The sequence below is a fragment of the Vibrio sp. Vb2880 genome, from assembly GCF_033337975.1.
In the GTDB taxonomy this organism is placed as follows: Bacteria; Pseudomonadota; Gammaproteobacteria; order Enterobacterales; family Vibrionaceae; genus Vibrio; species Vibrio alginolyticus.
The window spans coordinates 182,847-204,633 of sequence record NZ_JAWORT010000004.1 but is presented as its reverse complement, the minus strand read 5'-3'; the positions used below and the strand labels follow the sequence as shown (position 1 = coordinate 204,633).

Annotated in this window: 22 protein-coding genes, 1 riboswitch and 1 other annotated feature; of the genes, 6 read left to right on the top strand and 16 right to left on the bottom strand. The window is 44.2% G+C overall.

What is annotated here, in order from left to right; translation table 11 throughout:
- Positions 1 to 2: 2 nt before the first annotated feature.
- Complete coding sequence (locus R7M92_RS06530) at positions 3 to 518, top strand: YchJ family protein (protein WP_318132957.1); 516 nt, start codon at positions 3 to 5, stop codon at positions 516 to 518.
- Between the two features lie 280 nt (positions 519 to 798).
- On the opposite strand, the gene hisIE is transcribed toward R7M92_RS06530, so the two are convergent.
- The 8 genes from hisIE to hisG form a co-directional block, all read right to left on the bottom strand.
- Complete coding sequence (gene hisIE / locus R7M92_RS06525) at positions 799 to 1,434, bottom strand: bifunctional phosphoribosyl-AMP cyclohydrolase/phosphoribosyl-ATP diphosphatase HisIE (protein WP_005533681.1); 636 nt, start codon at positions 1,432 to 1,434, stop codon at positions 799 to 801.
- Positions 1,431 to 2,204, bottom strand: a complete 774-nt coding sequence (hisF, locus tag R7M92_RS06520; protein ID WP_004749837.1) for an imidazole glycerol phosphate synthase subunit HisF — start codon at positions 2,202 to 2,204, stop codon at positions 1,431 to 1,433. Before hisF ends, hisIE begins: the two co-directional genes overlap by 4 nt.
- Complete coding sequence (hisA, locus tag R7M92_RS06515) at positions 2,186 to 2,923, bottom strand: 1-(5-phosphoribosyl)-5-[(5-phosphoribosylamino)methylideneamino]imidazole-4-carboxamide isomerase (RefSeq protein WP_318132955.1); 738 nt, start codon at positions 2,921 to 2,923, stop codon at positions 2,186 to 2,188. The genes hisF and hisA overlap by 19 nt, the downstream gene beginning before the upstream one ends.
- A 12-nt stretch (positions 2,924 to 2,935) precedes the next feature.
- Positions 2,936 to 3,550, bottom strand: a complete 615-nt coding sequence (gene hisH, locus R7M92_RS06510; RefSeq protein ID WP_005389830.1) for an imidazole glycerol phosphate synthase subunit HisH — start codon at positions 3,548 to 3,550, stop codon at positions 2,936 to 2,938.
- 26 nt (positions 3,551 to 3,576) lie between these two features.
- A complete protein-coding gene (hisB, locus tag R7M92_RS06505) occupies positions 3,577 to 4,650 on the bottom strand; it encodes a bifunctional histidinol-phosphatase/imidazoleglycerol-phosphate dehydratase HisB (RefSeq protein ID WP_170893707.1) in 1,074 nt (357 codons plus the stop codon).
- 69 nt (positions 4,651 to 4,719) lie between these two features.
- The gene (gene hisC, locus R7M92_RS06500; RefSeq protein ID WP_170893708.1) at positions 4,720 to 5,760 is read right to left on the bottom strand and encodes a histidinol-phosphate transaminase; all 1,041 of its coding nucleotides are present in this window, start codon (positions 5,758 to 5,760) and stop codon (positions 4,720 to 4,722) included.
- Between the two features lie 18 nt (positions 5,761 to 5,778).
- Positions 5,779 to 7,071: a histidinol dehydrogenase gene (gene hisD, locus R7M92_RS06495; RefSeq protein ID WP_033905089.1), complete on the bottom strand. Its 1,293-nt coding sequence runs from the start codon at positions 7,069 to 7,071 to the stop codon at positions 5,779 to 5,781.
- A 5-nt stretch (positions 7,072 to 7,076) separates the two neighbouring features.
- Positions 7,077 to 7,973: an ATP phosphoribosyltransferase gene (hisG, locus tag R7M92_RS06490; RefSeq protein ID WP_005378180.1), complete on the bottom strand. Its 897-nt coding sequence runs from the start codon at positions 7,971 to 7,973 to the stop codon at positions 7,077 to 7,079.
- 53 nt (positions 7,974 to 8,026) lie between these two features.
- Positions 8,027 to 8,164: a sequence feature (His leader region), on the bottom strand.
- 369 nt (positions 8,165 to 8,533) lie between these two features.
- Between hisG and R7M92_RS06485 the strand changes: the two genes are divergently transcribed.
- Positions 8,534 to 9,487, top strand: a complete 954-nt coding sequence (locus tag R7M92_RS06485; RefSeq protein WP_005388056.1) for a sigma-54 interaction domain-containing protein — start codon at positions 8,534 to 8,536, stop codon at positions 9,485 to 9,487.
- A gap of 324 nt (positions 9,488 to 9,811) precedes the next feature.
- Here R7M92_RS06485 and tet(35) read toward each other — a convergent pair whose 3' ends face one another.
- Entirely contained in the window at positions 9,812 to 11,413 is a 1,602-nt protein-coding gene (tet(35), locus tag R7M92_RS06480; RefSeq protein ID WP_005378182.1) for a tetracycline efflux Na+/H+ antiporter family transporter Tet(35), read from the bottom strand.
- Between the two features lie 109 nt (positions 11,414 to 11,522).
- A riboswitch (Lysine riboswitch) is annotated at positions 11,523 to 11,705 on the bottom strand.
- 582 nt (positions 11,706 to 12,287) lie between these two features.
- On the opposite strand from tet(35), the gene R7M92_RS06475 reads away from it, so the two are divergent.
- Positions 12,288 to 12,695, top strand: coding sequence for an H-NS family nucleoid-associated regulatory protein (locus tag R7M92_RS06475; protein WP_005378185.1), 408 nt, complete (start codon positions 12,288 to 12,290; stop codon positions 12,693 to 12,695).
- Positions 12,696 to 12,822: 127 nt separating this feature from the next.
- Here the strand turns inward: R7M92_RS06475 and R7M92_RS06470 are convergent, their stop codons facing one another.
- Both R7M92_RS06470 and R7M92_RS06465 read right to left on the bottom strand, forming a co-directional pair.
- A complete protein-coding gene (locus tag R7M92_RS06470) occupies positions 12,823 to 14,127 on the bottom strand; it encodes an inosine/guanosine kinase (RefSeq protein ID WP_005378187.1) in 1,305 nt (434 codons plus the stop codon).
- Positions 14,128 to 14,244: 117 nt separating this feature from the next.
- Complete coding sequence (locus R7M92_RS06465; protein WP_318132953.1) at positions 14,245 to 14,514, bottom strand: hypothetical protein; 270 nt, start codon at positions 14,512 to 14,514, stop codon at positions 14,245 to 14,247.
- 188 nt (positions 14,515 to 14,702) lie between these two features.
- Here R7M92_RS06465 and mnmA point away from each other — a divergent pair, with 188 nt between their 5' ends.
- The 3 genes from mnmA to purB all read left to right on the top strand — a co-directional run bounded on the left by mnmA (position 14,703) and on the right by purB (position 17,979).
- Positions 14,703 to 15,827: a tRNA 2-thiouridine(34) synthase MnmA gene (gene mnmA, locus R7M92_RS06460; protein WP_005378192.1), complete on the top strand. Its 1,125-nt coding sequence runs from the start codon at positions 14,703 to 14,705 to the stop codon at positions 15,825 to 15,827.
- A gap of 10 nt (positions 15,828 to 15,837) precedes the next feature.
- The gene (gene hflD / locus R7M92_RS06455) at positions 15,838 to 16,455 is read left to right on the top strand and encodes a high frequency lysogenization protein HflD (protein ID WP_005378194.1); all 618 of its coding nucleotides are present in this window, start codon (positions 15,838 to 15,840) and stop codon (positions 16,453 to 16,455) included.
- A 153-nt stretch (positions 16,456 to 16,608) separates the two neighbouring features.
- Positions 16,609 to 17,979, top strand: coding sequence for an adenylosuccinate lyase (gene purB / locus R7M92_RS06450; protein ID WP_005378198.1), 1,371 nt, complete (start codon positions 16,609 to 16,611; stop codon positions 17,977 to 17,979).
- Between the two features lie 133 nt (positions 17,980 to 18,112).
- Here purB and R7M92_RS06445 read toward each other — a convergent pair whose 3' ends face one another.
- Genes R7M92_RS06445 through R7M92_RS06425 form a run of 5 tightly spaced genes read right to left on the bottom strand, consistent with a single transcriptional unit; the run spans position 18,113 to position 21,786 of the window.
- The gene (locus R7M92_RS06445) at positions 18,113 to 18,646 is read right to left on the bottom strand and encodes a DUF3833 domain-containing protein (protein WP_213893734.1); all 534 of its coding nucleotides are present in this window, start codon (positions 18,644 to 18,646) and stop codon (positions 18,113 to 18,115) included.
- Complete coding sequence (locus R7M92_RS06440) at positions 18,646 to 19,239, bottom strand: chalcone isomerase family protein (protein WP_213871563.1); 594 nt, start codon at positions 19,237 to 19,239, stop codon at positions 18,646 to 18,648. Before R7M92_RS06440 ends, R7M92_RS06445 begins: the two co-directional genes overlap by 1 nt.
- Positions 19,199 to 19,711 carry a DUF2878 domain-containing protein gene (locus R7M92_RS06435; RefSeq protein WP_318132951.1) on the bottom strand — a complete coding sequence of 171 codons (513 nt, stop codon included), beginning with the start codon at positions 19,709 to 19,711 and terminating at the stop codon, positions 19,199 to 19,201. Before R7M92_RS06435 ends, R7M92_RS06440 begins: the two co-directional genes overlap by 41 nt.
- 6 nt (positions 19,712 to 19,717) lie before the next feature.
- Positions 19,718 to 20,974, bottom strand: coding sequence for an SAM-dependent methyltransferase (locus R7M92_RS06430; protein WP_213970491.1), 1,257 nt, complete (start codon positions 20,972 to 20,974; stop codon positions 19,718 to 19,720).
- Positions 20,968 to 21,786, bottom strand: a complete 819-nt coding sequence (locus R7M92_RS06425) for a DUF1365 domain-containing protein (protein ID WP_154204701.1) — start codon at positions 21,784 to 21,786, stop codon at positions 20,968 to 20,970. Before R7M92_RS06425 ends, R7M92_RS06430 begins: the two co-directional genes overlap by 7 nt.
- Position 21,787: the final 1 nt, after the last annotated feature.

Genomic DNA, 21,787 nt, shown 5'->3' with positions numbered 1-21,787 from the left:
TTATGGCTTCTTCTTGCCCTTGCGGATCTAACCGCACCTACCAACAGTGTTGTGAAATTGCCCACAACAACCATGCTGACGTCACCACTCCAGAGCAGTTAATGCGCTCTCGTTACAGTGCGCATGTGTTAGGTCTAGTCGATTACGTGGTGAACACGTACCACCCAAGCTGTAATGCAGAAGAGCAACGTGAAGGCATTGCCCAATCCATCGACAGCGATTGGTGCAAACTTGAAGTTGTAAAAACAGAAGCTGGCAGTAATGACAATGAAGGCTTTGTAGAGTTTAGCGCTTATTTTGATGAAGACGGCAAACGCTACTGCATGACCGAGCGTTCTCGTTTCGTGAGAGAAAATGGGCTTTGGTACTACATTGACGGCACGTTTCCAGAAAAAGAGCTAGAAGAAGAACCAGAACAAGATCCTCGCCTAAACCAACCAGTGAGTAGCCTAAAAGTAGGTCGCAACGACCCGTGTATCTGTGGAAGCGGTAAGAAATTTAAGAAGTGTTGTGGGTAAGATCATCCACTCCTAGCTTATTGAGCTCTCTTTAATGAGATTCCTGAACTCGTCTAGGCTCGTTGGAGTGACGTGAATATATGTACCTGTTTGAAGTAAATAACTCTACTGCAAGCACCATTAGAAAATATACCGTCATTCTGAACAGCGAGGAACGAGTGTGATTCAGAATCTAATCGCTACTAGCACTGTTGCCGGTTTTTACCCCGAATCAAGAACACTAAATTAAAAAAGCCCCTAAGCTCGAGAGCATAGGGGCTTTCACTTATCTATAGCAAGCTTACTTATGACGCTCTTTCAGTTTGTTCACTACGTCATTCATCGATAAGCCTTGGTCTTGAAGCAATACCATTAAGTGATAAATCAAATCTGCTGATTCACACACTAACTCCGCCTTATCGCCCGACGTCGCCGCAAGCGCGACTTCAACGCCTTCTTCGCCCACTTTTTGCGAAATACGCTTGGTGCCACGGGCATAAAGACTGGCAGTATAAGAGGAATCTGGGTCGGCACTCTTGCGGGCAGCCAGTAACTGCTCAAGTTGATGAAGCCACACCATTTGTGACTCCTCTTGAGGGTCCACATCCCAGCAAGTTGTGTTACCCAGGTGACACGTAGGGCCAATGGGATTAACTTTCACCAGTAGCGTATCGTTGTCGCAATCGAGCTGCATGTTCACCAATTGCAATACGTTGCCAGAAGTCTCACCTTTCGTCCAAAGACGTTGCTTGGTTCGAGAGAAAAACGTCACTTGACCCGTTTCGCCCGTTTTTGCCAACGCATCTTGGTTCATGTAACCCATCATCAGCACTTGGCTTGATTGGAAATCTTGTACGATGGCAGGTACCAGACCATCCACCTTTTCCCAGTTGATTCGCTCAGCTAGCGAACTTACTTCGGCGGCTTTCACACTCATAGTCGTACCTCAATGCCTTGTTGTTTCAAATACTGCTTTAATTCACCAATGTTGATGACTTGTTTGTGGAATACCGATGCGGCAAGCGCGCCATCCACATTGGCTTTTTGGTATGCTTCCGCAAAGTGCTCCATAGCACCCGCGCCACCCGATGCAATCAGCGGTACATTACATACTTCGCGCACCATATTCAGTTGTTCGATGTCGTAGCCGTTACGCACACCGTCTTGGTTCATCATGTTCAGTACGATTTCACCAGCGCCGCGTTTTTGTACTTCTTGCACCCAATCACGCGTTTCCCATTGGGTCGCTTTGGTGCGTTCTTCATCGCCAGTAAACTGGTAAACCTGATACTTGCCTGTCTCTTTGTCGTAGTATGAATCGATACCAACGACGATACATTGCACACCAAACTTATCAGCAAGGTCAGTAATCAGTTGCGGGTTAGCCAATGCAGGTGAGTTAATAGACACTTTGTCTGCACCAAACTCAAGAATGCGCGCTGCATCTTCCGCTGATTTAATACCACCAGCGACACAGAAGGGAATATCAATCACTTCAGCAACGCGAGCGACCCAACTTTTGTCAACGACACGCCCATCACTTGAAGCGGTAATATCGTAGAACACAAGCTCGTCAGCACCCTCTTCCGCATAACGCTGTGCCAGAGGAACGATGTCGCCAATGATCTCGTGATTGCGGAACTGAACGCCCTTTACCACTTGTCCATCACGAACATCAAGACATGGAATTATTCGCTTTGCCAGCATGCAAATGCCTCCTCTGCTGTAAACTTACCATCTAACAGCGCACGACCAACAATCACACCAGCCACACCACTGCCTTTTAGCGCTTCGATATCTGCTAATGAGCCAATGCCGCCTGAAGATTGAAACTGCACTTGTGGGTACTGTTTACATAGGTCGACATAAAGCTCTACGTTTGAGCCTTCTAGCGTACCGTCACGAGAAATGTCCGTACAAAGCACGTGCTGCAAACCTACCGTTAGGTAATCTTTGATTAAAGCTTCGATGGTCACGCCTGAATCTTCTTGCCAACCAGAGATCGCCACTTTACGTGTGCCGTCTTGATCGATGTTGATATCTAGCGCGAGAACGATTTTCTCTGCGCCGTATTTTTCCATCCAACCTTTCACAAGCTCTGGCTGTTTTACTGCTGTAGAACCGACTACAACACGCTGCGCACCGGCTTCTAACAGATCAATCACGTCTTGCTCTGTACGCACTCCGCCACCAATTTGGATGTTCGCTGGCGTGCTTGCTAATAGCTTTGCAATCAAATCAAGCTGGCGTGCTGCCGTGTCTTTCGCGCCAGTTAAATCCACCAAGTGCAGCCAGTTAGCACCCGCTTGGTGGTACAAGTTGAACTGCTTTGCTGGGTCGACTTTGTACTCGGTTACTTGGCCGTAATCACCTTGATAAAGGCGAACCACCTGTCCTTCAATTAAATCAAGAGCTGGAATAATCACACTAAATCCCTTTTATAATTCTAAGAAGTTTTGAATAAGCTTCGCGCCCGCTTTTGAAGAACGCTCAGGGTGGAATTGCACGCCGTAGTAGTTACCGCTTTGTACTGCTGCTGTGAACGGGTTGCCGTACTCACATTCCGCAATCGTGTAATCCCCAACAGGCATTGCAAAGCTGTGCACGAAGTAGAAGTACTCACCTTCTTCAATACCTTTGAAAAGTGGATTACCTGCTTTTGCTGACACCGTGTTCCAACCCATATGCGGCAGCGGCAAGTCTCCTGTTTGTAGTAGCTTCACTTCGCCATCACAAAGTCCAAGACACTCAACTAACTCGTCGGCTTTCTGGCCTTTCTCTTGAGACACTTTGCCCAACAGTTGCATGCCTAAACAGATACCTAATAGCGGTTTTTCTACCTGTTTTACCAAGCTGATTAAGTCACGCTCTTCTAGGTTTTTCATCGCTTCACTGGCGGTTCCCACGCCCGGTAGGAATAACTTATCTGCCGACAATACGACTTGCGGATCTTTTGAAATAGTCACGTCATAGCCTAGGCGTTCAATAGCAAACTTCACCGAAGAGACGTTGGCACAGCCAGTATCGATAATGACAACTTTCTGTTCTGTCACTGTTTTTCTCCTTGCTAACGTTAGCCTTAAAGCACGCCTTTACTACTTGGTAGCTCAGTGCCTTCTACTTTGATTGCTTGGCGCAAAGTACGGCCAAACGCTTTAAATAGGCTTTCAATGATGTGGTGATCATTGTTGCCCGCAGAAGAAAGGTGCAACGTACACGCTAATGTGTCAGTCAGAGAGCGGAAGAAGTGAACCACCATCTCTGTTGAAAGATCACCCACTTGCTCACGACTAAACTGCGCGTCGAACTTAAGGTAAGGACGACCTGATAGGTCTAGTGCGCATTGTGCCAAACACTCATCCATTGGAAGGCTAAAGCCAAAGCGACCAATACCACGCTTGTCACCCAGTGCTTCTTTCAACGCTTGACCTAACGCAAGAGCGGTATCTTCCACTGTGTGGTGATCATCAATGTACAGGTCACCTTCTACTTTGCACACCATCTGGAACCCGCCGTGTGTCGCGATTTGATCCAGCATGTGGTCGAAGAAGCCAAGACCAGTAGAGATGTCATTGCCGCCTTGTTCATCAAGATTAACGAATACTTTGATGTCTGTTTCTTTTGTGGTGCGAACGACTTCAGCAACGCGCGCCTTCACCGTGAGATCTTTCAGGATCTGTTTCCAACCCATGGTTTCCGGGTTGTATTGAATGCCACGAATTGCCATGTTTTCTGCAAGTTGAAGATCGGTTTGACGATCGCCAATCACAACAGAGTTTTGGAAATCCACTTTGCCACCTTGAAGATACTCTTTTACCAAGCCTAATTTAGGCTTACGGCATGAGCAGTTATCTTCATCAAAGTGAGGACAAATCAGCACGTCATCAAATTTCACACCTTGAGATTCAAAGATCTCCATCATCATGTTGTGTGGTGCATCAAAATCAGCTTGTGGGTAACTGTCGGTACCCAAACCATCTTGGTTCGTGACCATCACTAGACGGTATCCTGCATCCTGCAACGACAACAGGCTTGGGATAACAAATGGCTCCAGTTTTAGTTTATCTAAACGGTCTACTTGAAAATCAATCGGCGGCTCAACAATTAAGGTGCCATCACGGTCGATAAAGAGGATTTTTTGTTGTTTGCTCACTCGAACTTCCTTATTGCTATTCTTTTGGCGCTCCCGCTATTGAGCGAGAGCGATTAATTTTGTCTCTACTTATGCGTAGTAGTTTCTAATAAATCCAAGCGTTTTTTCACACTCGTCGCGGTTACCAACACTGATACGTACACAGTTCTCAATTGGCGAGTTACGCAAAATAATGCCCGTATCCCAAGCCGCTTTGAAAAGGTCATCGCCATCTGGGAATTTCACCAATAGGTAGTTCCCCCACCCTTCAAACACTTCCAAGCCCGGAATCATTGAAAGGCCAACTTGCAAGTAAGCACGGTTTGCATTCAAATCGAGAACTTGAAACTTCGCTCGCGCTAAACCAGCTTCCGAAAGCGCCTGAGTCGCAATTTCTGCCACTGGAACTGGGACTGGGTAAGGTGCGATAACTTTAAGAAGTACATTAATCAGCTCTTCGTTCGCAAGCGTAAATCCACAACGCAGACCTGCAAGCGCAAAAGCTTTCGACAGAGTACGCAGAATTGCAAGGTTCGGGTATTGCGCCAGCAAATCTACCGTTGACGCTTCTGGACAAAAATCGATGTACGCTTCATCCATCACCACAATTGCACGGTCTTTTGTCATCTCAAGCAGAGACACAATGTCTTCACGCTTAACCAAGTTACCCGTTGGGTTGTTTGGCGAACATACAAAAACCAGCTTCACGTTATCCAGATTAGCTTCGATGCCTGCAAGATCGAGTTGCCAATCTGAGGTTAGCGGCACGGTTTTGCGCTCAACACCAATGGTTTCAGCGCTGATGGCGTACATACCGTAAGTCGGTGGGCAGTAAAGAATCGCATCTTCACCCGGATCACAGAATGCACGAATTAACAACTCAATACCTTCGTCTGCGCCACGAGAAGTCAGTGTTTGTTCTGGTTTAACACCCGCATACGCTGCGTAAGCGGAAATCAGTTCTTTCGGTTGGCATTCGCTGTAACGATTAAGACGAGCAAAGTCTGTTTTGTATTCATTGTTAAATGGTGATTCGTTGGCATTTAGCCATACGTCACCCGTACCACCGATTCGGCGAGCCGACATATAAGGGGTAAGCTGTTGGACTTGTTTACGCGCTAGCTTTTCCATCTCATTACTCTCTTATTCTTACTTACTTGCTAATTTTTCTACGCGGATAGTAACAGCACGTTTGTGAGCGTCCAGACCTTCCGCTTCAGCCATCGTGACTACCGTTGGTGCAAGGTTCTTTAAACCATCAGCAGAAAGCTCCTGAACCGTCATTCGTTTAGAGAAATCCGCCAAACCTAAGCTTGAATAAGTACGTGTGTAACCGTAAGTAGGAAGGACGTGGTTAGTCCCCGATGCGTAATCTCCCGCAGATTCAGGCGACCAATCTCCAAGGAAGATAGAGCCTGCATTATCAAGTAGAGGTAGAAGCTCACGAGGGTTCTTAGTCTGAACAATCAAGTGCTCAGGACCGTAGTAATTGGAAATAGAAACTGACTGCGTCATCGACTCGGAAATAATGATCAAGCTTGATGCCAGAGCCTTTTCTGCGATGTCTGCACGAGATAGCTCCTTAAGCTGACGTTGAACCGCATCCGTCACTTGATCAGCAATCACAGGAGAAGGAGTCACAAGTACCACTTGAGAATCAGGACCGTGCTCTGCTTGGCTCAAAAGATCCGCAGCGATAAAGTCTGCATCTGCGGTTTCATCGGCAATCACAAGCACTTCAGACGGCCCTGCAGGCATATCAATCGCAGCACCGCGGAAATCATTACTTACCTGACGTTTTGCTTCTGTCACATAAGCGTTACCTGGACCAAAGATCTTATCAACTTTAGATACAGTCTCTGTGCCGTAAGCCATTGCAGCAACCGCTTGGCCACCGCCGACGTTATACACTTCATCAATACCGCACAGTTTCGCTACGTACAAAATCTCATCAGCGATTGGGGGTGGAGAACAAAGAACGACTTTACGACAACCTGCAATTTTTGCAGGAACGCCGAGCATCAAAACAGTCGATGGCAAAGGCGCACTGCCACCAGGAATGTACAAACCCACTTTTTGAATTGGGCGTGTTACTTGTTCACAAAGGACACCTGGCTGGGTTTCCACCTTGATCGGTTGCGGCTTTTGCGCTTTGTGGAACTTAGAAATATTGGCGTAAGCTTGCTCTAGTGCGCTCTTCATTGACTCTGACAAACGCTCTGACGCTGCCTTAATTTCCTGAGAAGAAACACGAATGGATTCAGGCTTAACACGGTCAAACTTTTCGGTCAGCTCAATAAGAGCAGAGTCACCTTCTTCTCGAACTTTAGCAATAACTTCGGCCACAGCAGTGGTGATATTGGCACCTTCTGCAATAGCAGGGCGCTCCAAAATAGAGTCTTGCTGATTCTCACTTAATGATTGCCAAACGACTGTTCTCATGATGCTTACTCCATCATTTTTTCAATTGGTAGAACGAGAATTGAACTTGCGCCCAACTCTTTCAGCTGTTCCATTGTTTCCCAGAACAGGTTTTCAGAACTCACCAAGTGAACAGCCATTTTCTGCTTATCTGCAGAAAGAGGAAGAACAGTTGGGTCTTCAGCACCTGGCAGTAGCGCTTTAATTTGATCTAACTTCTCTGCTGGGGCGTGAAGCATAATGTACTTAGATTCTTTCGCTTGCTGCACGCCTTGCATGCGAGTTAACAGCTTTTCGATTAGCGCCACTTTGTCTGCGTCGAACTCACCTGTGCGTTGAATCAATGTCGCTTTTGATTTGAAGATAATTTCAGCTTCTTTAAGGCCGTTCGCTTCCAGTGTTGCACCTGTAGAAACCAAATCAGCGATAGCATCAGCGAGACCCGCGCGAGGCGCAACTTCTACAGAGCCTGTCAGCATACATGTAGAGAATGGAACGCCGGCTTCATCCATGTACGCTTTTAGAAGTTGAGGATACGTTGTAGCAATACGCTTGCCAGCTAAGTCTTGTGGACCGTTGTACTCTTCGTCCTTGTCGATTGCGATAGATAAACGACAGCCACCAAAATCAAGTCGACGAAGCTGAACAAACTCGCAGGGTTCACCTAATGCTTTGCGGTCAAGGCGAACTTCTTCTAGTTCATTTTCGCCAATAAAGCCAAGGTCAACAACGCCATCCATAATTAAACCTGGGATGTCGTCGTCACGAACCAAGAGTAAATCAATTGGCATATTTTCAGAATGGACAACTAAACGCTCGCCCATCACGTTGAACTTTACGCCGCACTGTTTTAGTAGAGCTTGACTCTCTTTGCTAAGACGACCTTTTTTCTGAATTGCGATTCTTAAACGTTGTGTTTGCATTGCTTTGTCCCTATGCAAGATTTTGATATCTAAGTATTTTTCAAACTAATAAAACTAAAAAACCCTCGGGAGATTGAAGTCTCCCGAGGGTTTAAAATCTGCTTTTACTTTGATTTTACCTCCGGGAGTTTCCTGCCTCCCGGGTATGCGTACATCGCCCGAAAGACTAGATTGGGTGATGATGGTGATGAATGTTCATTACAAAATTACGCATACTTATTTAAGGCTCTTTTTGAGTTGCTTTGTTAGTAACCACACTAACTAAGGATTCTATATTTTTCAATACTCAATTGAATATTTTCTAAATATTTTTCACAAGATATTGATTTAAATGAAATTAAATTCTTTTCCATATTGAATACTCTGGTAGAAAGAACACCTCCAATCAGCTCTACTCTGACGAAGAAAACGAAGAATAGTATGAATATCCACCAAATCAAATATTTAGACCGTACCCAACCCATTAATTGACACTTTTCTCAATAAAGAGACAGCAACTCACGTTTGAGACAATTCATTCAAAACTATTATTAGAGCGGGGCAAAAAATAGTGATTAACAATGAAACTGCGTAACGGTAGTAATAAACAAGCTGTAGATTTCGACGATACGGCACTATACCCGTTGATCGGCAATAGTGCCTGTATCCAAGAACTTCGTACTGCAATACAAAAGTACGCTCAATGTGATGCTGAAGTCCTCATTCAGGGTGAAACTGGTGTTGGGAAAGGTCTTTGCGCTCGCCTTATTCATCAATTGTCGAACAGACACTCAGCACCTTTTGTGGAAGTCAACTGTGGAGCCATTCCAAGTGGTCTTATTGCATCCGAGCTTTTCGGCCATGAAAAAGGAGCATTTACAGGCGCAATCTCAGAGCGTATAGGTTTTATTCAAAAGGCACATAAAGGCACCCTATTTCTTGATGAAATTGGTGACATGCCACCAGACCTACAAATCCACCTCCTTCACTTTTTGGAGAGTAAACAAATCCATAAAGTCGGAGCGGATAAATTCATTGACGTGGACTGTAGGGTCATTGCAGCAAGCCACGTGGATCTGAAAAATGAAGTCGTACAAGGAGGATTTCGTGAAGATCTATTCTATCGGCTTAATATATTGCCATTAACTATCCCTCCACTGAGAAAGCGTGGAAAAGACATTATTATTTTATCTGAGCACTTCCTAGCAGACCTGTCTCATGGTCAGGTACAAAAAATGTCTGATAAGGTAAAAGCCAAGCTCCTCAAACATCGTTGGCCAGGCAACGTAAGAGAACTGCGGAATGTCATCCAACGAGCAATTGTCATGTGTGAAGATCACACGCTTCTCGTCGCTGACTTGGGCCTTGATAACAATGAGAGGCAATTGCTCCCTTCTGTGGACCAAATTGATCTCGACTACCTACTGCAAGCTATCGAAGAAAATAAACACAATATGAGTGCGGCTGCACGTCACCTCGGCATTTCAAGAACAACGCTTTATCGATTAATAAAGAAATACAACTTAAATGTTTAAATACTGTATAGGTGTAACGTAACACTGTGTAACAGGTAACTCTTTAGATATCATTTAGTTAACTCTGCATCGCAACCATGCGGATTTTGCTGTATTAAAAAATCAAAAGCTTAAAATGGGCATAGTCTTTGCTTAGAACTAAGAAGAAGATGGATTGCTTTTCCATTACAGCCCATCAAGGAGAGCTCGGTACACAAACAATTCGCTCTTAACACGAGACTTTTATCCCCAAAAACGCGATTGCCCCCCTCACCTAAGTCGCGTTAAAAAAAGCTCCGCTAAATTAGCGGAGCTTCCCTCTGTAACGAATCTATTCAAAACAACTTACGCACTCTGGCAAGACGCTATTTTAGACTTTGAAAGCCATGACAAAATAGCGCAAACGATAACGAATGTTATCGACGCTGCAATGAACGAGAACGCAATTGAAGCAGTCATACCAAGGGCAATAAAGCCGACGCATGAAACAAGCGCGACTGATAATGCATAAGGTAACTGTGTTGATACGTGGTCAATGTGGTTACAACGTGCACCCGTCGATGACAGGATAGTCGTATCTGAGATTGGTGAACAATGGTCACCGAATACCGCACCAGCTAAAACCGCACTCAGCATCGGTAGCATTAGCGCTACGTCTGTTGCGCCAGCCATGTCTCCAGCGATTGGAAGCATGATGCCGAACGTACCCCATGAAGTACCTGTTGAGAACGCCATCAGGCCAGACAACAAGAATAGGATAACTGGGAGCCAATGAGGGTTGATATTGCCCTGCGCCATTGTCGAAAGGTAAGTACCTGTCTTCATATCACCGATAACAGAACCAATGGTCCAGGCAAATACTAAGATTAGAATCGCACCAAACATAGACTTAGCACCAATCCAAAGTGTACGTGCGATCTCAGCCATTGGTAGACCTTGCTTCACAACAGTAAACAGTGCAACTGCTAAGCCAAGCAAGCTACCGTAGATTAGTGATGTACCTACATCTGTATTTTCAAAAGCACCAAGAAGCGCAAACTCCTTACCATCAGCAGCCAATGCTTGGCCACCCGTGTAAAGCATTGAAGCGATAGTCGCGATAATCAGCGTCACGATAGGAAGTATCAAATCTGACACTTTACCCTTTTCACTTTCACGGATATCTAGCTCTTCGTTTAGGTCATGCGCTTCTTGCGAGTCATTTTCTTTGTCTTTATCAAAGCCACGACCTTGCGATGCAGAGATCTCATGCTCACGCATTTTACCAATATCAAGACCAAACCACGCAACAGCGAACACCATTAGCAGCGCAAAAACGGCGTAGAAGTTCATTGGAATAAGACGAACATATGCGCCAAGAGCCGAATACTCTGTGATCCCATGTGAGACTAAGATCCCGCCAATAATAGTAATAATGTAAGCACCCCAGCTAGAAGCAGGCATAATTACACACATTGGAGCAGCGGTTGAGTCTAGAATGTACGCAAGCTTAGCGCGAGACACATAAAAGCGATCGGTTACTGGGCGAGAGATCGCACCAACAGCAAGGCTATTAAAGTAATCATCGACAAAAATGAATACGCCTAAAAAGGCGGCAAGAAGTTTGGAGCCGCGTTTACTCTTCACTCGAGATTGTGCCCATTCAGCAAAAGCACGAGTACCGCCAGATAGCGTTAATAAAGCTGTTGTCATACCTAATAAGATTAGGAAACCAACAATGCTCATGTTCCAAGTGTTAATTCCGCCATCTTCAATAAAGACAGAAGAAACTTGAGAACTGACGTAACCTGCGGTGTCGCTGATAGACCAGCTATTAAGTAGCACCGCACCTAGCACGATACCTACACCCAAGGAAACTAATACACGTCGAGTCAAAATCGCCAAAGTCAAAGCGACAATAGGTGGCAATAATGAAACAGGAGAACTAGAAAAATCTATTAAATTCATGATCTTCAAAAACCAAAGTTTGGCTAGAGATCTACTGCAGACAAGTCACGTAGCATACGATACGTGCTCATGTTGAACTTAGCGACAGGGAAGCGAACACTCCACCCAACCCTACAGTAGCGCTCCATAGTTTAATGTGAATATATACTATGGCAGTGTTGTTCCTTTCAGATACAACCCCAGCAAGTAACTTTGATGAGTTACTTACTTCGGCAATCTTCGCCTTCCACTATTATTCATTGGCATCACCCCAATAATAGCTACTCTTCGAGACCGCGCCTCTACGGCAACAACAAACAATTAACCACTAACTGTACAAATTAACAACAAATTGTCTGCAATATTGCATCAGGTGGCAGCCATTGTACTTATGATGAGAGTCAATGCAACACATCAAACTAAATTAAACAAATAAATAATGACTGAGATAATTTATAAACCTTGCCTACTTCCATAAGTTTTGTGCAACTGAAATCACATCAATCATGTTATTTATGAAACATTATTACTACCTTAGAAATATCATGGTTTATCTTATATCAATAAATTAAGGATATATGACACACCATTAAAGATGGATGCTTCATATTTTTAAGTAATAACTCAAATTTTTTTATAAAAAACCAAGCTGTCACTCTCTCTATACAATAATGATTGTTGATTTTAGTTCTCATCTAATAATGATTTATTTCGAGTGTAATAATATTAATTGCTTTAAAAAATAGTCAAATTTAAACAAAATCTTGATTTAGCATTTGCACATAAGGAAAAGATAAAGTTAAATATAAGGACTCTTTGTTTATTTATAGATTGGCATTATTTAATCGTAACGATAAAAAGTGCCCAACACATTAACCTTTTAATAGGAATCGTTATGTCAGAGCTGACTAAAACCCTTCTAAATATCCGTAGCCTTCGTGCATTTTCTCGTGAGCTGACTCTAGAACAATTGGAAGAAGCTCTAGATAAACTCACTACTGTCGTAGATGAGCGTCGTGAAGCAGAAGAAGCAGAACGCGCAGCACAAGCAGAGCAAGAAGCTAAGCTTGCAGAGATTGCTGAGAAAATCGCTCAAGACGGTATTGATGTAGAAGCACTTATTACTGCGCTATCTGGCGAAACTAAGACGAAAGGCAAAGCGAAGCGCGCACCTCGCCCTGCTAAATACAAATACACAGATTCAAACGGTAATGAGAAAACTTGGACTGGCCAAGGTCGTACACCTTCGGCAATTCAAGAGCAACTTGATGCAGGTAAATCTCTGGATGAGTTCCTAATCTAGATCCGTGCTATTTTTAAAAGGCTCCCATAGGGAGCCTTTTTTATTTAAAACATTACAAATAAAAAAGGCACATTTCTTAATGCGCCTTTTACTTTAGTTACAGAATAGTTAATTAAACCGCTTCGTATTAACGTTCCCAGTATGCTTCTTCTAGGCTATCTTCTCGCTCAGGAAGTCCGCGCGACAATCGTGGTGAATGTTGCACGAGAACTTCGTAGCTCGCGCGGTTTGCGTATTTGCAGACTTGAGAAAAAGAAGAGTAAGTTAAATACTCGTTACTGTGCTTGCTTGAATTAGGCACATTTTCTTTATGGTATTTATTTGCTGCCATATCATGAAGAACAGCAGATAACGCGGCATCACCTGCGCCATTTGTATTCTTAATTTTTTCTGGGCCACCCATATATGGCGAGATATGCGAGTACACTTTTATTGGCGTCTCGCATGAGTCTTTTTTCGCCGGACGACTGAATTCATAACGATTAAATTCAGCAATTGACCCTGGAAGTAATGGCAAAGAAGTTTCGCGCTTCGCGCTATCTTCCGTATACCCAGCCATAAATAGACCTACAGGACCCGCCGTGCACAATACTAGATCAGCCCACTCCAATGTTTTATCAGACGCAGCAAGTGGATCAGATTCCCCCGTCAGAGCTTCTGCTTCATCTTCATTCATCGCAACGACTGAAACGTTATCTCGAATGAATTCTTGCCAATATTTAGGGTCATCTTGAATAACAAACTTTGTGCCTAAAGTCAGAACAACAGGCACATCATTCTTTTTCGCGTACTCAATCGCTTTCATTGTGGCTTCCGGCATTGGGTCGCCGTCTTTGCAACGTACTAGATATGACGTCAGTACAAGTGCTGATGCATTTTTAAAGATTTTCTCTGGAATGCTATCAGGATGGAGTTGGTTCATTTGCCCTTCGCTGATAGCAAAAGTACGTTCACCGTCTTCTGTGATAAGAGCAAAACAACGGCCAATTGCACCATCTACACCTTGTAGGTAGTTCAAATCCATGCGGCTTGATGTATTACAAAGATAACGGTAACCGTAGCTGCCAATCTTAATATCCTGGCTCATCACTCCAAGTAGTGTGGAGCGATCATCCGCTAGCACGGAGTAGTTATGTAGCGTGTTACCAATTGTACCGCCCGCATACTCATTGGTAATCAAGTTCTCTTCTTTCAGTTGCTGGTATAACTCTTCTGCTCTTTCGTCATCGATAACCAGAGAGTGACCTTTACTCAGACCGTACTTTTCAATCACATCCGTTGTAACTTTTGCTTCAATATCAACCAAGGTTTGGTCAATACCAATGATGTGAGTGCGCGTCATCTTCTTGCTTTCTTGTGCTTGGCTCACCAGCGGGTCACGAGCATGAACAGGAAAATAGTGCTTCGATTTGCGTTGTCCAGGAAATTTCATATTGTCAGTCTGAGTAAGGGGATGAAAAGGAGAGCGGATTCTATACCGCTAATAATAAAGCAGCAATAAAAGCGATTATAGCAAACGTTTGCTGACTACTTTTTTCTTTTAGGTGGCTTATTCACCTTCCATAAAGCTGAGATCTGGTAGTTGCTCAAGGTGCTCGCTATAACGCTTTAGGTTGAACTCACCTTCATTCTTCATTACATCAAAAATCTCAATTGACATCGCACATGCCATCATCGCAACCGCATCTTCACGTGGTGTGCCAGTCATCATTAAACGCATAAGGGTTTCTTTTACTTTAAGCGGGTTGTCATCTTCGAGCTGATTTTCAACAATTTCAATCAACTCACTTTCTTGCATAAATTGGTTTTCTTCTGTCATTTGGTGTTTCCTCTTGGATTTTGGCCAACTATGCCATATATACCTCTTCTATACTTGCGAAATTACTCGTTCGAATCTTTGTTGAAGAAAAATCCAGCGAAACGAATTGTGATTTCGATCTCGGATCTGTCACCGGTCTGTGGATTCTGATAGAATCTGCATCCCGTTTATTTAAGTGGTGTTTAGTAATGTCTGATAACAGCCAAAAGAAAGTCATCGTCGGTATGTCCGGCGGCGTTGATTCATCTGTTTCCGCGTATCTTCTAAAGCAGCAAGGCTACCAAGTAGAAGGCCTTTTCATGAAGAACTGGGAAGAAGATGACAACGAAGAATATTGTACAGCGGCAGAAGATCTTGCTGACGCTCAGGCAGTATGTGACAAGCTAGGCATCCACCTACACACTATCAACTTTGCTGCCGAATACTGGGATAACGTATTTGAGTACTTCCTTGCTGAATACAAAGCTGGCCGTACTCCGAACCCTGACATTCTTTGTAACAAAGAAATCAAGTTCAAAGCATTCCTAGAATTCGCTGATGAAGTACTTGATGCTGATTACATTGCAATGGGCCACTATGTGCGTCGCTCTTTCCCAGAAAATGGTGAAAAACCACAAATGTTACGTGGTCTAGATGGCAACAAAGACCAGAGCTACTTCCTGTACACATTAAGCAACGAGCAAATCGCACGTAGCCTATTCCCTGTTGGTGACCTAGAGAAACCAGAAGTACGCCGCATTGCGGAAGAACAAGACCTAATTACTGCTAAGAAGAAAGATTCAACTGGTATTTGTTTCATCGGTGAACGCAAGTTTACGGAATTCCTAGGTCGCTACCTTCCAGCTCAGCCTGGTAATATCGAGACGCCAGAAGGCGAAGTGATTGGTCAACACCAAGGCCTGATGTACCACACACTTGGTCAGCGTAAAGGTCTACACATCGGTGGCCGTAAAGGCGGCGGTGGTAACGAGGACCCATGGTTCGTTGGTGAGAAAGATCTAGAACGTAACGTTTTGATTGCCGTTCAAGGTAAAGACCATCCAATGTTGAAATCAGAAGGTCTACTTGCATCACAACTTCACTGGGTAGATCGTGAGCCAATTCGCGATGTTATGAAGTGCACAGTGAAAACTCGTTACCGTCAGGAAGATATTCCTTGTACAATCATCCCTATCGATGATGAAAACATTAAAGTTATCTTTGACGAGCCACAAATTGCTGTAACTCCAGGTCAATCAGCAGTGTTCTACAAAGGTGACGTGTGCCTAGGTGGCGGCATCATCGAGCAACGCATTAAATATTCTCAAGCTTAGGAGTCGTTACGTGGCGAATACACTTTATGACCGTACTATCGCTTTCGCTGGGATTTGCCAAGCTGTTGCTTTAGTTCAACAGGTAGCGAGAAACGGACATTGTGATCAAGATGCTTTTGAAACATCAATCAACGCTATTTTGAGCACGAACCCTGCTAACACAGTTGGCGTATTCGGTCGCGAAGCCGATCTAAAGCTCGGCCTAGAATGCTTGGTTAAAGGGATTGATAGCACACCATCAGGCAGTGAAATTACTCGTTACATTATTAGTTTAATGGCGTTAGAACGTAAGTTAAGCTCTCGTAACGATGCTATGTCTCAGCTTGGTGATCGTATTCAAATGGCCAAGCGTCAGTCAGAGCACTTTGAGCTACTAGACGATCAAATGATCAGCAATTTAGCGAGCATCTATCTGGATGTCGTTAGCCCTATTGGCCCACGCATTCAAGTAACGGGCACGCCATCTGTACTGCAGCAGACGGCAAGCCAACACAAAGTTCGTGCGCTGTTGTTATCTGGCATTCGTAGTGCAGTTCTTTGGCGTCAAGTTGGTGGTAAGCGTCGCCACCTAATCTTCGGGCGCAAGAAGATGGTAGAGCAAGCACAAATCCTTCTTGCTCGTCTGTAGTAAAATATCAAATAAGCAGCTCGCGTTTATCGCGAGCTCATTTTTTTCGACTAAAATAAATCTCGCGCAAACGTTTGCGCAATATTCGTGACAATTGCCACAGTTATTGGTATAAAGCTCACGAAATTTAGAAACCCAATTCAGGAGAACATCATGGAACTGTCAGCATTGACTGCTGTTTCACCAGTAGACGGCCGTTACGGAAGCAAGACAATTGCGTTACGCGAAATTTTCAGTGAATACGGTCTACTAAAGTACCGTACTATCGTTGAAATCCGCTGGCTACAAAAGCTTGCTGCTACTGCTGAAATTGCAGAAGTGCCAGCGTTTAGCGCAGAAGCAAACCAATTCCTAGACGACCTTGCTGCAAACTTCTCTGAAGAAGATGCACGCCGTATCAAAGAGATCGAGCGTACAACTAACCACGACGTAAAAGCGGTTGAGTACTTCCTAAAAGAGAAAGTAGCAGACGTTCCTGAACTGCACGCAGTAAACGAGTTCTTCCACTTCGCATGTACTTCTGAAGACATCAACAACACATCACACGCTCTAATGCTTAAAGAAGCGCGTGAGAACGTGATTCTTCCAGAAATCCGTAACCTAATCGACGCTATCAAAGCACTAGCAGTGGAATACCGCGACATTCCTCTTCTATCTCGTACACACGGTCAGCCTGCTTCTCCATCTACTATGGGTAAAGAAATGGCAAACGTGGCGTACCGTATGGAGCGTCAATTCAAGCAAATCGAAAACGTTGAGATCCTAGCGAAAATCAACGGTGCAGTAGGTAACTACAACGCACACCTTTCTGCTTACCCAGAACTAGATTGGCACAAGTTCTCTGAAGAGTTCATCACAGAGTCTCTAGGCGTAACTTGGAACCCTTACACAACTCAAATCGAACCGCACGATTACATCGCTGAGCTGTTCGACGCTATCGCTCGTTTCAACACTATCCTGATTGACTTCGACCGTGACGTTTGGGGTTACATTGCACTAGGCCACTTCAAGCAAAAAACTATTGCTGGTGAGATTGGTTCTTCAACAATGCCTCACAAAGTTAACCCAATCGACTTTGAAAACTCAGAAGGCAACCTAGGTCTTGCGAACGCTGTATTCGGCCACCTAGCACAGAAACTGCCTATCTCTCGTTGGCAACGTGACCTAACTGACTCAACGGTTCTACGTAACCTTGGTGTTGGTGTTGGCTACGCTATCATCGCTTACACTTCTACGCTTAAAGGCATCAGCAAGCTAGAAGTAAACCGTGAAGCGCTTCTTGCTGAACTAGACAAGAACTGGGAAGTACTAGCTGAGCCAGTACAAACAGTTATGCGTCGTTACGGCATCGAGAAGCCATACGAGAAGCTGAAAGAGCTAACTCGTGGTAAGCGTGTAGACGGCGAAGCAATGCGTAACTTCATCGACGGTCTTGAGCTTCCTGAGCACGAGAAAGCACGTCTGAAAGAGATGACGCCAGCGAACTATATCGGTCAAGCAATCGAGCTGACAGATAAGCTGTAATCCTCCTGTAACGACCAGATACCTAAAAGGTTGACGCGAAAGCGTCAACCTTTTTTAGTTAGGAGAGTTAGGTCGGGAGAAAATAATGTTAGTTATATGGCATGGATTATTAATTGAAGATCTGCCCCATTTGTTATGGCTGCTTTTGGAAGAACAAGGTTATTGTTCCTACTTCCACACCAAACTTTTTTATTTTCGTTAGATTGAAAACGTGTCTGTCATCCTGACGGTAAAGCCAATCATCAAAAGCAACCGTCACTGATGAATCCTCCATTTGTAGCTCAAAGTCATATTGCCACTGTAGCGCATTGCCCTGCTCTTCCCCTGTTGCTACACCTATAATATCGTCTGCCTTACCTTCATAACTACCGTCTTCTAATCTAGTGATAACCCAAATTCGCTGGTCCACCTCTCCGTCATCAAACACGAAGTCTTCCACCAGCGTCAGCGTATCACCTTCTACAGTACCCACTATATCGACTTCAAAGCGACGGGTTTGCTGTTCGGTATAATCTTGCACCATCCCCCACGCCTTTATGTCGCCTTCGAAATAACCGAATACGTCAAAAGTCGGTGTAGAAGAGCGGTAATTATCAATGTCTGCGGAACATGCCGAAAGAAAAACAGCTGCCACTAAAGTCGCTGATTTACAAATTCGTTTAAACACTATCTAACCTGCCCTATCAATTGTTTTCGGAGTTTCGGAAATTCTGTGTTGGGTGATAACCATATAGCTAAAAATGCATCGTTCATTCGTTCGTCTTCAATGATGCCAACGTTCTTTACTTGCACGTCCCCAACCTGCTTATAAAACAGCTGACCAGATTTTCCATCTGTTAGATAAGTAAGCTCGTCACCTTTTTGAATATCAGGAAACATACGATCGAGCTCGCTGATCCAAGTTTTTCGATATGAGTCAGTAAAACCCAATTTCGCCCACTGCTCATCCGTCACATCAAGCAGCTGTTGTTTACTGATGTCTCTCTTGTAATTAATTTCCAACGCAAGGGGATGTGGCGATATGTCATTGCTTACGATGAACTTTCCATCAGGCGCTTTTAATCTTGAGTGATAAATATCGAAGATGAACCAGGTAAGTTGGGCTTCTCCAACAGTTTTCCATCCCTTCCAATTAGCAATGTTGCTAGCAGCTTCGCTGTTTCCAACGGGTTGAGCTTGCAGAGCAAAAGAACCAGTTACTATTACCAACGCAAGCAACCTAGTCAGTCTCTGAGTTAAAACTCTCTTCAAGCTTTTCATTTCCGTACACCTTGAGTATCAAGAGCATCATGACGCACCATTCGGCAAACAACATTGCCAGTGTAGCGCCAGTGCTAAATCCAAATTCAACGGCTTGGAGCTTATAGCCAGCAAAGTAGCTCGCTGTTCCTCCGATACCGCCTACTATTGATACGTAGGTTTTTGGGAAACGGTACAAAATTGAGTTGAGTTGATAGGCATACCAGGCGAACAGAATCCAAAGGCACAAAAGCCAAAGGGGTAACCATTGAGTGGCAAACATGAAAATTGAAAATTGCTGATTTAATGTATCAAGCACGAGACCAATCGTGGCGATAACACCAATACTTTTGAGCGAAGATGCGTCAGTTTTCAAACAATATAGTAGGGTTGCCAAAGTAAGGAATAACGTCACCCATTGCCATTGATAGGTTCCAAGCACCGCTGCAAACCAGCAGAGTTGGAACCATGTCGAAGCAAGAAACACCTTCATAACGAACTACGGGCGTTGAAACGTCATGTGAACGGCACTGATCGTGCGAGCCAAAAAGCCACCTTCACAGTAGCTCAAATAGTAGCGCCACATACGCACAAAGCGGTCGTCGTAGCCAAATGAGCGCACTTCACCCTCTGCTCGATTAAAACGTAGGTGCCATTCATTCAGCGTCTTAGCGTAGTCCAAACCAATATCGAACAAGTCTCGCGTCACTAAGTCACTGTATTTTGTTGTGGCTTGGGTTAGTGAGGTTACCGACGGTAAAAAACCACCCGGGAAAATGTACTTTTGGATAAAGTCGACGTTGTTACTGTAGTAATCGTAACGCTGATCGGCAATCGTAATCGCTTGAATCGCCATCAAGCCACCGGACTTTAATAAAGACTCACAGACCTTAATGTACGAAGGCAGGAATTGTTTGCCCACAGCTTCAATCATTTCAATAGAAACGAGCTTGTCATAAGTGCCGGTTAGGTTGCGGTAATCTTCTTTGAGTAGAGTGATTTTGTCTTCTAAGCCACGCTCTTTGATTTTTTGCTCCGCGTACTCGTGTTGCTCTTCAGATATCGTTGTTGTGGTGACCTGACAACCGTATTGTTCGGCCATGTAAATCGCCATAGCGCCCCACCCTGTGCCAATTTCAACAACATGATCAGTGGGCTTCAGCTCAAGTTGCTGACATAGACGATCCATTTTGTTGATTTGAGCCTGCTCTAGAGAGTCATCCGCATGATTGTAAAGCGCCGACGAGTACAGCATATTGGTATCAAGGAACGCTTCGTATAGGTTGTTACCCAAGTCGTAATGCGCATGGATATTTTTACGTGAGTTCTCTTCAGAGTTTCTGTTTGACCAATGACTGAACTTGTACAGTATTTTAGTCAACCAACTGCCTTGCTCTTCGAGTTTATCTAGAGCACGCATGTTAAGGGCCATCAGTTTCATTAATGAGGTTAAATCGGGGCTATCCCACCACCCATCCATATAAGCCTCACCAGCAGCAATACTGCCGCCCTGCAAGATCCGTGAATAAAAGCCTGGATGTTTTACCTCTATAGTAGCGACAACAGGTTGACCACTGTACTCCCCATTTGGCGCACTAAAACGCTCGCTTCGCTCTGTCGTTTCCGTCTTAAAACTTTCAATAACTGTTAAGCAGCCGATTTCCATTTTTTGCAGACATTGAAAAATAACTCCGCGAGCCGCTTTTTGCGTTGTCGTCAATTTACGCGGCAATGTCATAGAACTAGTATTTAACATGCAGAATTCTCCTTGTGCTTTTTATTTTTTTTGTCTGTTTTTTCAGTATCGGCTTCTATTTCTTCATGCGTTGAATATTTAGGATGAGAATAAAAAGGTGCGCCTTTCACCCAAAGTTTTAATGCGTGCCAATAAATACCAACCATTACTTTTACCGTTTGTATTGGTGTAACGATCAAACACCTCAATAAGGTTTTGCTTGAAAGTGGCTTGGCTTTCATAACCATGGTGGCATCAAAGTGTTTCTCTCCTTTGTGACATTCAAGATGAATATTCAACTTGTCTGTCAAAGGTTTAATTCTCCAGCGGTAGAGTTGGTCAATCGGGTTGAATGGTGAAACATGGAATGCTTTATCTTGTTCCCAACCAAACTTTTCTTCTTCTTTATCTGCTGACACCACGTAGTAATGTCGTTCATTCCAAGGAGTGTTACTCACCTCTGCGAGGAGATACTTCCATTCTCCTTCCGTGTTATAAACGTAGTAGAAATTAACGGGACTGAAATAAAGTCCTAGATAACGCAAGTGACAGACTGCGATTACCTTGCCGGTACAGCGAACACCTGTCAGTTCTTCAATTTTGCTGTGCACTGCCGACTTGACGCTACCTTCACCAATGTAATCACTGCGCTTAAAGCGAGCCCAATGCCACCAACGCGAACCAAAACCCCATACTTTTTTCTCTAAAGCATCGATCTCGTCTACATCGATGGCGGGCATAAATAAAGAGTAGTTCAACTCATGATTCACAGGCGTGAATCGACGGTGACGAACGTTGCCTATAAACAATCGGCTGTTCATTTGGCTATCCATA

Excerpts from the sequence above, each read along its gene's own strand:
- hisG (WP_005378180.1), bottom strand. The coding sequence starts at position 7,973 with ATGCAAACACAACGTTTAAGAATCGCAATTCAGAAAAAAGGTCGTCTT.
- R7M92_RS06435 (WP_318132951.1), bottom strand. The coding sequence starts at position 19,711 with ATGAAGGTGTTTCTTGCTTCGACATGGTTCCAACTCTGCTGGTTTGCA.
- R7M92_RS06470 (WP_005378187.1), bottom strand. The coding sequence starts at position 14,127 with ATGAAATTTCCTGGACAACGCAAATCGAAGCACTATTTTCCTGTTCAT.
- hisD (WP_033905089.1), bottom strand. The coding sequence starts at position 7,071 with ATGAGAACAGTCGTTTGGCAATCATTAAGTGAGAATCAGCAAGACTCT.
- R7M92_RS06485 (WP_005388056.1), top strand. The coding sequence starts at position 8,534 with ATGAAACTGCGTAACGGTAGTAATAAACAAGCTGTAGATTTCGACGAT.
- hisF (WP_004749837.1), bottom strand. The coding sequence starts at position 2,204 with ATGCTGGCAAAGCGAATAATTCCATGTCTTGATGTTCGTGATGGACAA.
- R7M92_RS06430 (WP_213970491.1), bottom strand. The coding sequence starts at position 20,974 with ATGTTAAATACTAGTTCTATGACATTGCCGCGTAAATTGACGACAACG.
- R7M92_RS06440 (WP_213871563.1), bottom strand. The coding sequence starts at position 19,239 with ATGAAAAGCTTGAAGAGAGTTTTAACTCAGAGACTGACTAGGTTGCTT.
- mnmA (WP_005378192.1), top strand. The coding sequence starts at position 14,703 with ATGTCTGATAACAGCCAAAAGAAAGTCATCGTCGGTATGTCCGGCGGC.
- R7M92_RS06475 (WP_005378185.1), top strand. The coding sequence starts at position 12,288 with ATGTCAGAGCTGACTAAAACCCTTCTAAATATCCGTAGCCTTCGTGCA.
- R7M92_RS06530 (WP_318132957.1), top strand. The coding sequence starts at position 3 with ATGGCTTCTTCTTGCCCTTGCGGATCTAACCGCACCTACCAACAGTGT.
- hisC (WP_170893708.1), bottom strand. The coding sequence starts at position 5,760 with ATGGAAAAGCTAGCGCGTAAACAAGTCCAACAGCTTACCCCTTATATG.
- R7M92_RS06425 (WP_154204701.1), bottom strand. The coding sequence starts at position 21,786 with ATGGATAGCCAAATGAACAGCCGATTGTTTATAGGCAACGTTCGTCAC.
- R7M92_RS06465 (WP_318132953.1), bottom strand. The coding sequence starts at position 14,514 with ATGACAGAAGAAAACCAATTTATGCAAGAAAGTGAGTTGATTGAAATT.
- purB (WP_005378198.1), top strand. The coding sequence starts at position 16,609 with ATGGAACTGTCAGCATTGACTGCTGTTTCACCAGTAGACGGCCGTTAC.
- hisIE (WP_005533681.1), bottom strand. The coding sequence starts at position 1,434 with ATGAGTGTGAAAGCCGCCGAAGTAAGTTCGCTAGCTGAGCGAATCAAC.